This window comes from Murimonas intestini (assembly GCF_024622195.1).
Lineage (GTDB): Bacteria > Bacillota > Clostridia > Lachnospirales > Lachnospiraceae > Murimonas > Murimonas intestini.
Genome location: NZ_JANKBI010000013.1, coordinates 166,465 through 182,206, shown reverse-complemented (window position 1 = coordinate 182,206; position 15,742 = coordinate 166,465). Strand labels below are relative to the sequence as shown.

At 44.5% G+C, this 15,742-nt stretch carries 11 protein-coding genes and 1 pseudogene; 9 read left to right on the top strand and 3 right to left on the bottom strand.

Going from position 1 to position 15,742, the window contains the following annotated elements; translation table 11 throughout:
- Positions 1–941: IS91 family transposase (locus NSB28_RS25250; RefSeq protein ID WP_465223518.1), on the bottom strand; the 941-nt coding region annotated here is incomplete at its 3' end.
- Between the two features lie 234 nt (positions 942–1,175).
- Between NSB28_RS25250 and NSB28_RS17465 the strand changes: the two genes are divergently transcribed.
- Genes NSB28_RS17465 through NSB28_RS17450 form a run of 4 tightly spaced genes read left to right on the top strand, consistent with a single transcriptional unit; the run spans position 1,176 to position 5,842 of the window.
- The gene (locus tag NSB28_RS17465; RefSeq protein WP_109747748.1) at positions 1,176–2,291 is read left to right on the top strand and encodes an ABC transporter ATP-binding protein; all 1,116 of its coding nucleotides are present in this window, start codon (positions 1,176–1,178) and stop codon (positions 2,289–2,291) included.
- Positions 2,291–3,154: an ABC transporter permease gene (locus NSB28_RS17460; RefSeq protein WP_109747747.1), complete on the top strand. Its 864-nt coding sequence runs from the start codon at positions 2,291–2,293 to the stop codon at positions 3,152–3,154. The genes NSB28_RS17465 and NSB28_RS17460 overlap by 1 nt, the downstream gene beginning before the upstream one ends.
- 10 nt (positions 3,155–3,164) lie before the next feature.
- Positions 3,165–4,778, top strand: a complete 1,614-nt coding sequence (locus tag NSB28_RS17455) for a GldG family protein (protein WP_109747746.1) — start codon at positions 3,165–3,167, stop codon at positions 4,776–4,778.
- On the top strand, positions 4,778–5,842 hold the full coding sequence (locus NSB28_RS17450; RefSeq protein WP_109747745.1) for a DUF4340 domain-containing protein: 1,065 nt from the start codon (positions 4,778–4,780) through the stop codon (positions 5,840–5,842). The genes NSB28_RS17455 and NSB28_RS17450 overlap by 1 nt, the downstream gene beginning before the upstream one ends.
- Here NSB28_RS17450 and NSB28_RS17445 read toward each other — a convergent pair.
- Together NSB28_RS17445 and NSB28_RS25005 are read right to left on the bottom strand one after the other, a co-directional pair.
- Positions 5,837–7,609, bottom strand: coding sequence for a glycoside hydrolase family 2 protein (locus NSB28_RS17445; RefSeq protein WP_109747744.1), 1,773 nt, complete (start codon positions 7,607–7,609; stop codon positions 5,837–5,839). The two genes, NSB28_RS17450 and NSB28_RS17445, sit on opposite strands and share 6 nt — an antisense overlap.
- Positions 7,610–9,405: 1,796 nt before the next feature.
- Positions 9,406–10,766, bottom strand: a pseudogene (locus NSB28_RS25005) (MATE family efflux transporter).
- Positions 10,767–10,967: 201 nt separating this feature from the next.
- Between NSB28_RS25005 and NSB28_RS17435 the strand changes: the two are divergent.
- The 5 genes from NSB28_RS17435 to holB all read left to right on the top strand — a co-directional run bounded on the left by NSB28_RS17435 (position 10,968) and on the right by holB (position 15,739).
- A complete protein-coding gene (locus tag NSB28_RS17435) occupies positions 10,968–11,492 on the top strand; it encodes a PadR family transcriptional regulator (RefSeq protein WP_109747742.1) in 525 nt (174 codons plus the stop codon).
- A 159-nt stretch (positions 11,493–11,651) separates the two neighbouring features.
- Positions 11,652–12,338 (top strand): L-ribulose-5-phosphate 4-epimerase, encoded by a 687-nt coding sequence (locus NSB28_RS17430; RefSeq protein WP_109747741.1) that lies wholly within the window; start codon positions 11,652–11,654, stop codon positions 12,336–12,338.
- Positions 12,339–12,582: 244 nt separating this feature from the next.
- Complete coding sequence (locus NSB28_RS17425) at positions 12,583–14,031, top strand: aminotransferase class I/II-fold pyridoxal phosphate-dependent enzyme (RefSeq protein WP_109747740.1); 1,449 nt, start codon at positions 12,583–12,585, stop codon at positions 14,029–14,031.
- A 43-nt stretch (positions 14,032–14,074) separates the two neighbouring features.
- Positions 14,075–14,680, top strand: coding sequence for a nucleoside/nucleotide kinase family protein (locus NSB28_RS17420; protein WP_109747739.1), 606 nt, complete (start codon positions 14,075–14,077; stop codon positions 14,678–14,680).
- Positions 14,681–14,749: 69 nt separating this feature from the next.
- On the top strand, positions 14,750–15,739 hold the full coding sequence (holB, locus tag NSB28_RS17415; RefSeq protein WP_109747738.1) for a DNA polymerase III subunit delta': 990 nt from the start codon (positions 14,750–14,752) through the stop codon (positions 15,737–15,739).
- Positions 15,740–15,742: the final 3 nt, after the last annotated feature.

The following is a 15,742-nucleotide window of genomic DNA, read 5'->3' as shown; positions in this document are numbered from 1 at the left end:
GCTTTCCAAAGTGATTGATCTTTATTACGGTGCCTGGAATAAAGACCATAGTAACGTGTCATTTTAAAGTTTTTTTCAGGGATGTGCTGAATCAGGAGCTTTATAAAATCTATAACAGGAAGAGTCCTTTTTACAAAGGCATTGTCTTCGTGGCGGTTATAGTGAAATGTGACATTAGTGCCATCATAGGAATCAATCCGTTTCAGTGCAATGACGGGGCGGCCGAGATAACGGCTGATATATTTAATGACCGCATCCGTATCACAGAGATTTGGTTTGGCATAAACATAAAAACCATTTTTATCCTTATGGTAGATAAGAGCTTTCGTTTTTTTAAAAGAAGGTCCAATGCGGGATTCGAGAAGATTGAGAAGAGCGGTCTGAAAGGACTTTCTTAAGAGGGTATAATTAAAATGCTTGACGACCCGCCAGAAGCCGTCATCCGAGAATCCTCCTTCCGAAATGAGGCAGTGGATATGAGGATTCCATTCCAGGGGGCGCCCAAAAGTGTGAAGGACGCAGACGATGCCGGGAACAAAATTTTTGGATTTGTTGAGGTTATGGAACATACGCAGGACAACACTGCGGACAGCCTGGAAAAGGCAGTCAAGAAGGGAGCGGTCTTCCAGAAAAAAGTGCCGTAATTCTTCATCAATGGTAAAGACACAGTGCCGGTGAGTACAGCGTATTAGTTTGAAAGCCATTTGAGTGGAGCGTTCCTGGGAGTATTTGACCCCGCAGGTAGGACAGAAACGGCTTTTGCAGCGAAAAGGAACAAACTTCAAGTTGCCGCAGTGAGGGCAGGCATACATGGCGCCGCCAAAGGAAGGGTCACCACAATAAATCATCTTAGAGATATTTTCCATTTCAACATCTCTGGGATGAAGGGTATATTGAATGATTTCGTAATTGTCTTTAAAAATCTCTTGTAAGATGTTCATGAGATAATTATGAATCAGATAGAAGAAAAAAGCAAGCCCACCCCTCAAGATTGAGGGGCAGGGGAGCTGAAGTGTCGAAGACACTTATTTAGCAGGTGAAAAGCGGCAGAAAATGGGGCAGGACAGATAAGGACACAAAACTTTCAAAGAAAAATCACACTATTCTCGAATAAAAAACACATTTTTTTTGTATTTTTATAAAGTCTATTACATGCAGCAAAAAGGAGGATTATTGTGATTGAAGTTGAGAATCTGGTCAAGAGGTATGGCAGCCATACTGCCGTAAACGGTCTGAGCTTTAAGGTGGAGCAGGGGCAGATCTACGGCTTTCTGGGGCCGAACGGAGCGGGAAAATCTACTACCATGAATATTATTACCGGCTATATTGCATCGACGGAAGGGACGGTGAGGATAAACGGACATGACATTCTGGAGGAACCGCAGGAAGCAAGGAAATGCATTGGCTATCTGCCGGAGCAGCCGCCATTGTATTTTGATATGACAGTACAGGAGTATATGGAATTTGTTGCAGATCTTAAAAAGATACCAAAAAACCGGAGGTCTGCGATGATTGACGAGATCATGCAGATGACGAAAATCAAGGATATGAAGAACAGGCTGATCAAGAACCTGTCTAAAGGTTACCGCCAGCGTGTCGGACTTGCGCAGGCAGTAATGGGATATCCTGAGATCATTATTCTGGATGAGCCGACAGTAGGCCTGGACCCAAAACAGATTATTGAGATAAGGGATCTGATAAAGGGGCTGGCAAAAAAGCATACAGTTATCCTCAGCTCCCATATTCTCTCTGAGGTAAGCGCAGTCTGTGATTATGTCATGATCATCGCTAAAGGCGAACTGGTAGCAAGTGATACACCGGAGAATCTCACAAAGAAAATGCAGAGCTGCGGCATTTTGTCAGCAGCTATCAAAGGGGATATCCAAAATATTGAAGCTGCAGTAAAAACAGTAAACGGTCTGGAGTCCTGGGAACTGACAAACCAGGAGGATGGCACAGTGGCTGCAGTCTTGCAAATGAAAGAGAATATGGATCCAAGGGAGGAGCTTTTTTACGCGCTGGCAGAGGCAAAGTGCCCCATACTCATGATGAAGCAGGAGAAGGCGTCCCTTGAGGATGTATTCCTAGAGCTTACTTCTGATGCAAATCAGGACAAGAGTGAGAAAGGAAAGAGGGGGCTGAAAAAACGGGCAGGCAGGAAGAAAAAGTCAGATGATTCAAATGAAGATGTTGCAGAAAGTTTGGCAGAATCTTCCTCCGGGACAGAAGAGATGGAAGAAGAATCGGCAGATGAAATAGCAGATAATATGACAGAAGGAGGACTCAGCTGATGAAGGCAATATTAAGAAAAGAACTCAAGGCCTATCTGGCTTCTATGACTGGCTATGTATTTATTGCATTTATACTGCTGCTGACTGGTATCTATTTTACAGCATACAATCTGCAGGCAGGCTATCCAATCTTTGGGTATACCCTCTCTTCGATCACCTTTGTCTTTCTGATAGTCACACCTGTTCTGACCATGAGGGTACTGGCTGAGGAGAGAAAACAAAAGACAGACCAGCTGCTTCTGACATCACCTGTTCAGGTGGGAGATATTGTAATTGGAAAGTATCTGGCTCTTGTAGGCATATATCTTATACCTATAGTGATCCTTTGCTTTTATCCGCTTATTATGTCTATGTATGGTACGGTATCTATGCCCATGGCATATACGGCGCTTCTTGGTTTCTTTCTTCTGGGATGTGCGAATATATCGATCGGTATGTTCCTTTCATCTGTGACAGAGAGCCAGATCATTGCGGCGGTCCTGACCTTTGTGGTGATTTTCATAGGCCAGATCATGAGCGGTATAGAAGGTTTTTTCTCTGAGACTGCGGCAACTTCATTTATGGCATTTACAGTTCTTCTTATAGCGGCATGTGTGATTATCTACGCTGTCTTAAAGAATGGACTGCTGGCATGCACCATAGGAATTCTTGGGGAGGCAGTCCTGCTCATATTGTACAATCTGGACCAGGCGCTTTTTGAAGGCGCTATTCAGAAGTTCATGGAAATCTTTAATATACAGAGTCACTTTTCAAATTTTGTGAACGGGATGCTGGATGTGACAGGAATCATTTATTACTTGTCAGTCACTGCAGTCTTTATATTTTTAACCGTTCAGTCAATACAGAAAAGACGCTGGAGTTAAGGAGGATGCCATGAAAATTAAAGAAATATTACCCAGATGGAGCAATAAGAAAATAAAAAACGGGTCCTACAGTATTGGAATGACAGCGTTTGTCATTGCAGTGATCATTGTACTGAATCTGATAGCAGGCGAGCTGCCTTCTAAATACACGAAGCTGGATATGAGTGATGAACAGCTGTATAGTCTTGGAAGTCAGACTGAACAGATAGCAGAGGCGCTTGATAAGGATGTGACCCTTTACTATATCGCCGAGAGCGGAAATGAAGATCCTACGCTGAAAGAGGTGCTGGACAGGTATGCTGACCTGTCAGGCCACATCAAGGTAGTTCAGAAGGATCCTGTCCTCTACCCTAATTTTACTTCACAATATACAGATGATAAAGTATCATCCAACAGTATCATAGCAGTGTGCGGAGAACAGAGCAAGATCATTCCGTACAATAACATTTATGAGACCAGCATCAATTATAATACTTACTCCTATGAGACAACAGGCTTTGACGGTGAAGGCCAGATCACCAGCGCGATTGCTTATGTAACTTCCGAGGGGCTCCCCACCATGTATGTGCTAGAGGGCCACAATGAGACACAGATATCAGCGTCTATGCAGGAGGCAATTGAGAAAGAAAACATAAAGACAGAGGATCTGAACCTGCTGACAGCAGACCAGGTGCCGGATGATGCAGATATACTATTTATATATTCGCCCCAAAGCGACCTGTCGTCAGAAGAAAAGGATAAAATAATCACTTACCTGAAGTCAGGTGGAAAAGCATTTATCACAAGCGACTATACAGGAAAAGATATGCCGAATTTTGAGGCAGTGCTTCAGGAATACGGAGTTCAGACAAAGCAGGGAGTCGTGGTGGAAAGCGATGCCAACCACTATGCAGGCAACCCGCTGTACCTGGTGCCGAATGTCTCTTCAGGTTCTGATATTACAGAGAGCCTTACAGGGCGGTACACTCTTCTGTTTGGAGCTCAGGCTGTAGAGAAGCTGGAAGATGCCCGTACAGGGCTTTCCATCCAGAATCTGCTGACAACATCTGATTCAGCTTACGTGAAAGAAGATGTGGAGAATATGCAGACCCTTACAAAGGAGGACGGTGAGGAAGAGGGAAGCTTTCCTCTGGCAGTAGCCATATCTGAAACTGTAGAGGCCAGTACAGAAGAAGAGGAAGTGACTGAAGCCCAAAGTGAGGCTGAATCACAGGGGCTGACAGAAAACGAATCGGAAACTGGAACTGAAGGAACAACAGAAACAGCAGCGGAAACAGTGGCAGAAACAGATACAGACACAGAAACAGAGACAGAAGCTGCAGCAGATACAGATGCGGGAAAAAGTAAGGAGACCAGGCTGGTTTATATATCAAGCGGACTGATGTTTGATGACCAGCTGAACAGTAAAGTATCAGGAGCAAATATGGAACTGTTTACAAATGCCCTGGGATGGATGTGTGATCATGAGGTAAGTGTATCCATACCAAGTAAGAGCACTCAGATAGAGTATCTGACCCTGACTGCCGCATCAGCGCGCACATGGAGTATTGTCACAATGATACTGCTGCCGGTACTGGCTCTGGCTACGGGCGGTGTGATCTGGTTTAAGAGGAGAAGAAGATAATGAGAAATAAAAGGAAATGGATACCCATGGTCTTGATGGCTGTCCTTTTGGGAGCACTTATCATCTGCTATATCCTGATTAAATCATACAATAAAAAACAGGAGGGGCAGCAGGAGAGCGAGGCAGAGAGTATTCAGATAGCTTCAGTCACAACAGACGAAGTCAGCGGACTGTCTGTGGAATGGGACGGAAATAAATTAAGCTTTACAAAAGAGGAAGACACCTGGCATTATGACGGCGATAAGGATTTTCCTGTCAACCAGGAGGCAATGGAAAACCTGATTGGAAAGTTTGAAAATGTATACGCCGTAAGGGAGCTGGAAGACCCGCAGGGGCTGGAGGAATACAGGCTGGAGGAATGCAGTGAAGTGATCGCTCTGACGATGCAGGATGGTACAACAAGGACTTTCTATGTAGGAAATAAAAATGCTATAACAAGTGATTATTATATCTATGTGGACAGCCCGGAAAAGATATATACCACCGACACAGGCATTATATCAGGCTGCCAGTTTAAGCTGTATGATATGGCCCAGACAAGTACATTTCCGGCAATCTCTGAGAGCTCTGTAGAACAGGTTAAGGTCTTGCAGGGAAGCAGTTCTCTCTTGCTAAAAAGGGATGACGGAGATGAAGATACATGGAAATATCAGATGTCAGGAGAAAAAGAAGAGGATGCAGACGGGACAGCTGTCTCCGCTCTGGTCTCCCAGGTGAGCAGCCTGGCATACAACGGATATCTGGACTATAACTGCCAGGACATGACACAGTACGGGCTGGAAAAGCCGGCAGCTTCAATTACGATTGATTACACGGAGAACGAGGCAGCAGAATCAGATACAGAGGCAGCCTCAGAATCCGGTACGGAAGCAGATTCTGAGGCTGAGACAGAGATTAAAAAAGTGCCCAGGCAGGTTGTACTTTATATTGGCGGACAGGACGAAAGCGGGAACTACTATGTTAAAATATCAGACTCCAATGAAGTCCATACCATGTCAGAAAGCATGGTAAAAGCATGGCTGGACGCAAAAGGAGATGATTTTAAGCAGGAGCAGGAATCATGATGGTTCTTCGGATTTTAGCTTGTTGACCATTCTGTCATAGGTCCAGATACCGTTAATCTCTTCTTCCACATCTGAAAGCTGAGTGTATACAGCAGCGCACAGGCCCTCTTTTTCCAGGGCCTGTATGCGGTTCTGTATATCGCGGTAGGCTGCCTTAAACTCTTCTGCGGACTGGCATTTCTGATAGCCATATGACTGTGAAGAATACATGTGGCCGGGAACGGCACATGTGATGCCTCCATATTCTGAGAGAACAAAAGGACGTTCCTCAGTCTGGACGTACAGATTCCGGAAATAATTGTGGACACTTTTCACATCCCCTCCTTTCTGATCATACCAGCCGCTGGCATGGTCTATGAGCCTGGAAGGGTCCAGGGAACGGATAAGATCTGTGACTCCCAGGGAATTAAACTGTCCCCAGCCTTCGTTAAAAGGAACCCACATGACAATGCATGGGCAATTATAAAGGTGAGCCACAGTCTGGGCACATTCTTTTAACCAGTGTTCCCTGCCCTGCCTGTCCTGTCTTGAGAAGAGCGGGTGCAGAGAATCCTTCAGGTGGTAAGTGATACCTGGGATCAATGTGGGCAGATAACACATCAGAGGCATAAAAGTCCTGCCGCCGCCGTTGACCATATCCTGCCAGACAAGCATGCCAAGCCGGTCACAGTGATAATACCAGCGGAGAGATTCTACCTTTATGTGTTTTCTGATCATATTAAATCCGGCTTCTTTCATAGAAAGGATATCCTGGATCAGGGCGTCATCACAGGGAGCAGTGTACAGCCCATCCGGCCAGTAGCCCTGGTCCAGGACGCCATTCTGGAAATACGGCCTGTTATTCAAAAAGATGCGCGGAATGTTCTGTTCATCTCTGCCAACTGATATTTTGCGCATGGCAAAATAGCTGTCTGCTTCATCTCTGCCCATTGCAAAATGAACATCATAAAGGAACGGGTCTTCAGGAGACCAGGGACGCACATCATCCAGCACGGCTGTAAGAGAGTCTGTTTGAGTTTCACCGGAATAGATTAGCTCACCATCAGAATATATACTTACTTTTTTAGGGCATGGATCTGCAGCTGCGGCAGTAAAAAAGCGGAAGCAGACAGAGGAATTGTCCAGATCCGGGGTAATCCTGACATCCTGTATGTAGGATTCAGGCACGCTTTCCAGCCAGACGGTCTGCCAGATACCGCTCTGGGCTGTATAAAACATGCCCCCAGGATGCAGCTTCTGCTTTCCGCGGCTCATCCATCCGGTGTCACTGCTGTCGTTAATACGCAGAATGATGGAGTTTGAACCTGTTGTTACATCATCTGTGATATCAAAGGTGAAGGGAAGATATCCTCCATAATGAGTGCCCTGGTATTTTCCGTTAACCCATACACAGCATATCTGATCCACGGCCTGGAAGTGGAGGAGAAGATGTGTGTCAGGCTCCGCAGCCTGTACAGGGAAAGTACGGCGGTACCAGAGATATTCGTATGGTTTAAGCTGCCGGCCAACACCAGACAGGACGCTTTCAGGAGAAAAGGGAACAAGTATAGTGCCGTCAAAGCGGGAAGGGCGTGACCGGGTATCTGTAAATGCATACTGCCACCTGCCGTTCAGACAGGTCCAGTCAGAGCGTCTGAACTGAGGGCGGGGATAATCATTGACGGGAATCTCAGAGTCAACTGCATTGCTCCAGGGTGTGGCTAGCTGCTGCGTTTTTGTTTTCTTTTTGTGTAAAGATAGTGTTTTGACTGCATTTTTTAAATTCATATAGTGTGTCACCTCCAAAAGATATGAAGCCTGTATCTTAACCATATCACACTGTTTGGTGACAGTAAAGAATGAATAAATTATCAGATTATTATATACAAATGCTGGATAAAACAGCTGAAAGTATTTAGAGTATAATGTAAATAGAAAACAATACAAAAATATAAAAATAGTGTTGACAAAACAAAGGTGCAGTGGTATTATAATTTCAACAAGATGAAAGCGAAAAACAAATCCTCTACCTTTACAGGTGAGGGGGCAATCATCAAAAACAAGTTATGGCTTAACCTGAACAATAAAACTTATTTCTCAGGAGGAATGAAAAGAAATCCTGACAGATAAGAAAGGTAAACTTTTTATTGAGAGACGAGAAATCTTAATAAAAAGAAAAAGGTTTAAGGCATAGTTGTTAAAATAAGAACCTGATGAAATTTCAAAATAGGGGGTCGATACCGTTGGATATCTCGGATATGCTTTCCGTTCAATATGGATGTGGTATGGCAAAGGTTTCCTGCCTTAAAGACCTTTATCTATTAAAATTTTAGTCCAGAATAATCGAATATAGTACAGATAATCGGAGAGAAATAAACTGGAACAATAATAGGTAAAGAAGAAAGTGTTTGCCACCATATTGAAGGATTACCACAAGATTCAAAGATTTCATTTTACTAAATGAATAAGATGAAAATATCGGTACTTTATATAAGAATTAAAATATAGATTAAGATTTAAAATCAAATGTATTTTTAATATTTTTATTCTTCATTTTAAAAGATTATATAAAAGAAAATATTTAAGGTTTATCCTATAAAAGGAAAACCAAAAAGCTTTGAATTATTCTTGATATACATTTTTAGATATGAGAGGTGAATTAGATAGTCTGAGAAATCTTGTATAATATTTGAGAAAATATTTAGAAAGGATTGCAAATTCGTTTTAAGTAACATAAATACAAAATGATTTCCAGGCATATACAAACATTTCAATAAAGTACCAAAAATAGTATAGATAGCAGGAAATAGTAAGAACCTCCGATTAAATTAAAATATAAAACTTACAATTAAATATTAAAAGATATAGAAGGATATTTGAGAAGCTTTTTGCTTTGAAAATATCCTTCTTTTTATGGGGGTGCTGTTTAACAGAGTAACAGGACGCTTTGTGCAGGAGGTAGTGAGCCGTCAGGAAGGGGAGCGGTGGGCAAAGGCCGTTGTTCTGTCCGACCGCTGCGGAGTGAAAATCTAAGGCTCCGTGCCCCGCTCGAACCGCAAAAAGCGGCCGGAAACTCGGTGCGTTTGCCGATGCAACCGCCCCTCAGACAGCTCCGGCCTCGAGCGCAAGCGCTCGTTTTTGCTGACCGCGGAACACGGAGCCTAAGATTTTCATCCTCCTCACTATAGTCCGCCACAACGGCCTTTGCCCACCGCCCCCCTTCCTGACGGCTTCAAGTTTACTGCCACAAAGCTGGCTGTTATAAACAGGCTGGGATTGGGGCGGAAAACTACTATATATGTGGATATGTTTTGGGAATCCAATAAGGTAGTGTTTTGATCCATACCCCATCCTCATTACGGGAGCCAGCTTTGCATCGATAGCTTTGGCATCAGCGGGAGGGACAGGCGGCCGGGTGGGTTCGTGGTGAAGGACTTGAGCGAGGACATGAAAATCTTAGGCTCCGGAGGCTGCGGTTCTAGCGTTTCACGCGGCCTTAGAGTTTCAGGACGCAGCGGTTCGGACAGAACCCTGCATCCCTGCCCTGCCTGACAGCTCACTAACTATCAACACAAAGCGTCCTGTTATTCCGTTAACCGCCTCAACAAATCCAGTTCCCCATGAAGATGCACCCCCATAAAGACAGTGATGACAGCAGATATTATATCTGAGATCGGCTGTGCATAGAGGATACCGTTTATGTTCCAGAGGAGCGGCAGGATCAGAATGATGGGGACAAAGAAGAGGCCCTGACGGCAGGCGCCCAGGATGAGACCTTCTTTTGCTTTTCCAAGTGCCAGATAAAGAGAGGAATACACGGTATAGAAACCGAAAAGAAGAAAGGACAGGCCGTTTGCTATTAATGCTTTCCGGCCTGTTTCTATCATATCCATATCGTCTTTTGTAAAACCGGAGATGATTGTTTTGGAAAATATGGCTGCGGCAATTCCGAAGACGGCACAAAAAACAGTTGACCAGATAATGGCGGTCCTGATTGTTTCACGTAAGCGGTCATACTTTCTGGCGCCATAGCTGTATCCGGCAATTGGCTGAAAGCCTTTGATGAATCCGAAGACCATGAGGCTTCCCATAGAAATGATCCTTGTCACGGCCCCCATTCCTGCGATTACAGAATCACCGTACTCTTTTGCCCTCATATTGATGAGTGATATGGACAGGCTTGTAAGTAACTGAAAGATCATTGTGGGGATGCCTATCTTTAATATTTCTGATATGATTTCCTTTGAGAAGCAGCATTTTTTAATACTAAAGCTGAAAACACTTTTTTGCTGAGAATATAGTATAAATATACTAAAGCAGAAATTATCTGAGAGATGGCTGTGGCTGCTGCTGCGCCGGCAACTCCCCAGTTCAGGACATAGATAAAGATGGGATCCAGAATAATGTTCAGGAGAGCGCCTGAAAGCAGCGCGAACATGGTAGTTTTAGCGGCTCCCTCACTCGTCACAATATTATTCATAGTAACGTTAAATATGTTGAAAATAGATGAAGCGGTATAAATACCTGCATATGTGAGGGCGTATGGGAGAATGCTCTCAGTTGCGCCTAAAAGCTTAAGGACTGGATTAAGAAAAATAAGTGTGCAGATGATGAGGACTGCACCTGCAAAAATACTGGAGTAAAGAGCGGTGCTGGCAGCTTTGTCTGCAGTTTTCTGATCTCCTTTACCCAGCAATCTGGAAATATACGATGCGGCCCCATTTCCAAACAGCAGGCCTAATCCCACAATTACCTGTCCGATAGGAAATGCCACAGAGATCGCACCCATCTGGCTTGTTCCCAGCCCTCCTACAAAGTAAGCGTCTGCCAGATTGTACAGTGCATTGATCATCATACCGATCATAGCAGGCAGTCCCATTGCTAAAAACGCTTTGGGTATTGGCAGGCTTCCCAGCAGTTCTGTTTTTTTACTTCTTTCATTCATGTTAACTCTCCTTTTCTCTTGACATAAAATATAAAACATAATACTATAAAGTATAGTACAAAATAGTAGTGGAATTGATACTGCTATAAATTATAGTAAAAGTCAAGAGCTAAATACTCCGCAGCAGCTGCCAAATTCACATGCAAGCATGTTCACGTGGCTCGCTGCCCGCGGAAATAAAGTTTAAAAGGATGGTTTTTTATGGCAACGATTGATCTGATTGTATTAGGAATGGTAAAGAACGAACCGTTAAGTGCTTATGATATTCAGAAAATGGTTGAATACCGCAATATTTCCAGGTGGGTTAAAATCAGTACTCCCTCTATCTATAAAAAGGTAATACAGCTTGAGAAAAAAGGACTCATTAAAGGGATTCTGGTAAAGGAAGGCAAAATGGCGGAGAAGGCTGTTTATTCGCTGACGGGTGATGGGGAAAAAGAATTTGAAAAATTAATGTTGGGAATCGCATCTGAGCCTGTCAATATATTTCTGGACTTTAACGCTGTTATAGTCAATCTGGACAGTCTTTCCCCTGAAAAACAGAAGATATGCCTGGACAATATTGAAAGCAGTGTAAAAACTATGAAAATGTATCTGGAAGAAAATATGAGCATGAAGGAAAATAACCCGGAGATCCCGGAGACTGGAAAAGCTGTTTTGCGGCAGCAGTTTATATTGGCTCAGGCCATTGAGGCATGGATCGCATCTGTGAAAGAAAACTTTTAAAACTTCTCATTGACTTATGTAAATGCCTGGCAAAAGAGGGGCGGCCAATGAAGTACCATACAAGATTGACTTGCACCAGGGACCTGGGTTAAAATAGAGAAAACGTAACTGTACAGTGCAGATGCGGCTGTAAGGGCCGTATCAGGGAAGGAGACAAGTATGTTAGAAGAATTGAAGCAGCAGGTTTATGAAGCAAATATGGAGCTTCCTAGGAGAGGGCTGATTACGTATACCTGGGGGAATGTCAGCGGGATTGACAGGGAGAGGGGGCTTTTTGTTATAAAGCCGTCAGGAGTTGATTATGATAAGCTGCAGCCGGAGGATATGGTAGTCATGGATCTGGAGGGAAATAAGGTTGAAGGTAAATATAAACCGTCTTCAGACACACCTACACATCTGGAATTGTACAAAGCATTCCCGCAGATCGGCGGTATCGTACATACCCACTCTCCATGGGCCACATCATGGGCTCAGGCCTGCAGGAGCATTCCGTGCTATGGAACGACACATGCAGATTACTTTTATGGGGATATCCCGTGTGCAAGGAACCTGACAGAGGAAGAGATCAGTGAAGCGTATGAAAAGAATACAGGCCTTGTTATTATAGAGACCTTTAAGGAGAAGAACCCTGTCTTTGTACCGGGAGTGCTCTGTGCTAACCACGGACCGTTTACCTGGGGAAAGGATGCCGCTGAGGCAGTGCATAATGCAGTTGTCCTTGAGGAGGTAGCCAAGATGGCAGCCAGGACAGAGCGTCTGAGGGCGGATGTGCCGCCTGCGCCTCAGGTGATCCAGGATAAACATTTTATGAGAAAGCATGGACCAAATGCTTATTACGGACAGTAACTAACGGTGTGTGAACAGCAACACCCCGCGCAATAGCGGCGTATGGACAGAAACCCGGTAGGAGCCAGCCAATATGCTCCTGCCGGGTTTTACTATCTTTTTACATAAAAATATTGTAAAATAAATTGTAACTATTCAGCAGGTCTGTGCATTTACTGCACAGACCGTAAAAAAATGATTCAAGGGTACTGAATAGTTAGAATAAAAAACAGTATTTGGAGAGAAGCGGCAGGGAGGAAATTTTATGCAGTTACTCTATGATAAGCTTAAATCCTTCGGACAGTCGGATGCATACCCATTCCATATGCCGGGGCATAAGCGGCGGGGAATGGATTTTGAAAATCCTTATCAGATAGATATTACGGAGATAGAAGGGTTTGATAATCTTCATCACGCACAGGGGATATTAAAGGAGGCAGAAGAGCGCGCCGCACATCTGTATGGCAGTGAGGAAACTTATTTCTGTGTGAATGGAAGTACGGCAGGCATACTGAGCGCCATATCGGCGTGCGCACTCTGCGGCAGCCGCATACTCATGACCAGGAACTGCCATAAGGCGGCGTACCATGCAGTTTTCCTCAGGCAGCTGAAGGTTACATATATTTATCCACAAAAGGTGGGGCAGCTGGGGATAAATGGTGGATTACTTCCTGAAAAAGTGGAGGAGATGTTGATAAAGTATCCGGATATCAGGGCGGTATTTATCACTTCACCCACTTATGACGGCATAGTATCTGATGTAGGAGGAATAGCTGAGGCGGCGCACAGACATCATGTACCTCTGATAGTGGATGAGGCTCACGGGGCACACTTTGGCTTTCATGAATATTTTCCGGAGAGTTCTGTAAAGCAGGGCGCTGATATTGTTATACACAGTCTTCATAAGACGCTTCCGTGCCTGACACAGACAGCTCTTGTACATGTAAATGGAAAACTTGCAGACAGGGCGGCCCTGAGGGATTATCTGGGGATATACCAGACAAGCAGCCCGTCTTATGTACTTATGGCCAGCATGGACTCATGTGTGGGCCTTCTTCGGGAGAGAGGGGAAGAGCTGTTTGAAAGCTATGTAAAGAGGCTGAAGGAATTCAGGGAAAGGGCACAGGCGCTTCACAGGATACGTGTGGCAGATATTGAGAGGCGGGCAGATATTTATGATGTGGACATGTCTAAGATCATAATATCAGACATAAAGGGAAAAATCCCGGGAAATGAACTCTATGAACGTCTGCGGTGTGAGTATGGCCTCTGGCTGGAGATGGCCGCGGGCAGATATGCTCTGGCAATGACTTCTGTCATGGACACCAGGGAAGGCTATGACCGGCTTGTACGGGCTCTTTACAGTATTGATGAAGAAGTGCCCCATATTTGGGAGACTGATCTTCAGGAGTCAGGATGCTGTCAGAAGGAGGACGGCCTGCCTGAAAATATAGCTGTGCTTCCCATATGGAAGGCCGCAGGGCGCGGTGACGATGGGTACAGAAGAAAACGGCTGATGCTGCAGGAAAGTGAAGGAGAGATATCTGCCGAGTACATGTATCTGTATCCCCCCGGAATACCGCTGATCGTGCCTGGAGAAAAAATAAGTGGTGAGTTTATAGAGAAAGTATTACAATATAAAAAGCTGGGGCACAGCATACAGGGGTGCTCTGACTATGAAGCTGAATCGATAGAGGTGCTGGAGCGCTGCTGAAGGAAGCAGGAGAGACTTGGGCACGCGGAAAGTATGAGGTGTTATGGGTAGGATATTTTATGTGATGGGCAAGAGCTCATCGGGAAAGGATACTATTTTTGAGGAGCTTATAAACAGGGATGAGCTGGGACTTAAAAATATAATATTATATACCACAAGGCCCATAAGGGCAAAGGAGACTGACGGTGTACAGTACCACTTTGTGGACGAAGAAAAGCTGCATGAATTTGAGCGGGCGGACAGAATTATTGAGATGAGGGCCTACCATACTGTACAGGGTATATGGAAATATGCCACTGTGGATGACGGCCAGATCGATCTGGAGCGCCATGATTATCTGGCGATCGGTACGCTCGTGTCTTATGAAAAGCTGCAGGAATATTTTGGAGCTGACATGCTGGTTCCAATTTATATAGAGGTATCTGATGACAACAGGCTGGAGCGTGCACTGAAGAGGGAACGGAAGCAGGCGAACCCTGACTATGAGGAAATGTGCAGGCGTTTTCTGGCAGACAGCCGGGACTTTTCTGAGGAAAACATCAGAAAGGCCCAAATTGAAAAAAGGTTCTGCAACGACGGGGACCGGGAGATATGCATTGAGGAGGCCGCGTCCTATATCAAGCATATAAAAGGGCTGGTTCTGTTATAAAAACTATGCTATAATGACAGCAGCAAATCACGTACAGCGTGGTTGAATCAGATATAAAGGGGTGATACGATGCCTGGATTTAGAGATATAGTAGGACACGGACAGATCATAGAACACTTTCAGAATGCAATAAAGATGGATAAGATTTCCCACGCTTACATTCTGGCAGGTGAAAAAGGATCAGGGAAGAGGACAATAGCGACAGCTTTTGCGCAGACACTGCAGTGTGAGCAGGGTCAGACGGATGCATGCGGTATCTGTCACGCCTGTAAGCAGGCGGAGAGCAGGAATCACCCTGATATTATATATGTGACACATGAAAAACCCAACAGTATTGGTGTTGAGGAGATCAGGGAGCAGCTGGTGGGAGATGTGCTGATAAAGCCTTACAGCAGCAAGTATAAGGTCTATATTGTGAATGACGCTGATAAGATGACTGTGCAGGCCCAGAATGCCCTGCTCAAGACAATTGAAGAGCCGCCGTCATATGCCGTCATCCTTCTGCTGGCAGGAAATGTATCTTCTATGCTGCCGACTATCCTGTCACGGTGTGTGACGCTTTCCATGAAACCAGTGCCGGATGAAGAGGTAAAGAAATACCTCATGGAGCATGTTCAGGTACCTGATTATCAGGCTGATGTGTGTGTGGCATTTGCGCAGGGAAATATAGGAAAAGCGGTGCAGCTGGCTTCTTCCGACAGTTTTAATGAGATAAGGGCAGCAGCCCTCCATCTTTTAAAGAATGTCAGAAAGATGGATATGAGTGATATTATGAGCCATATGAAAGGTATCTCAGAATTTAAGCTGGAAGTACAGGACTTCCTGGATTTTCTGGCGGTATGGTACCGGGATGTGCTTTATTTTAAGGCGACAAAGGATATAGACGGGCTTATCTTTAAGGATCAGGCCCAGTCCATTTCAGATCAGGCCAATATCAGCTCTTATGAGGGGATTGAAGAGATACTGAAGGCCCTCCAGAAAGCAAAGACCAGACTTAATGCTAACGTAAATTTTGAGCTTGTAATAGGATTGTTGTTCCTCTTAATAAAGGAGAATTAAGTA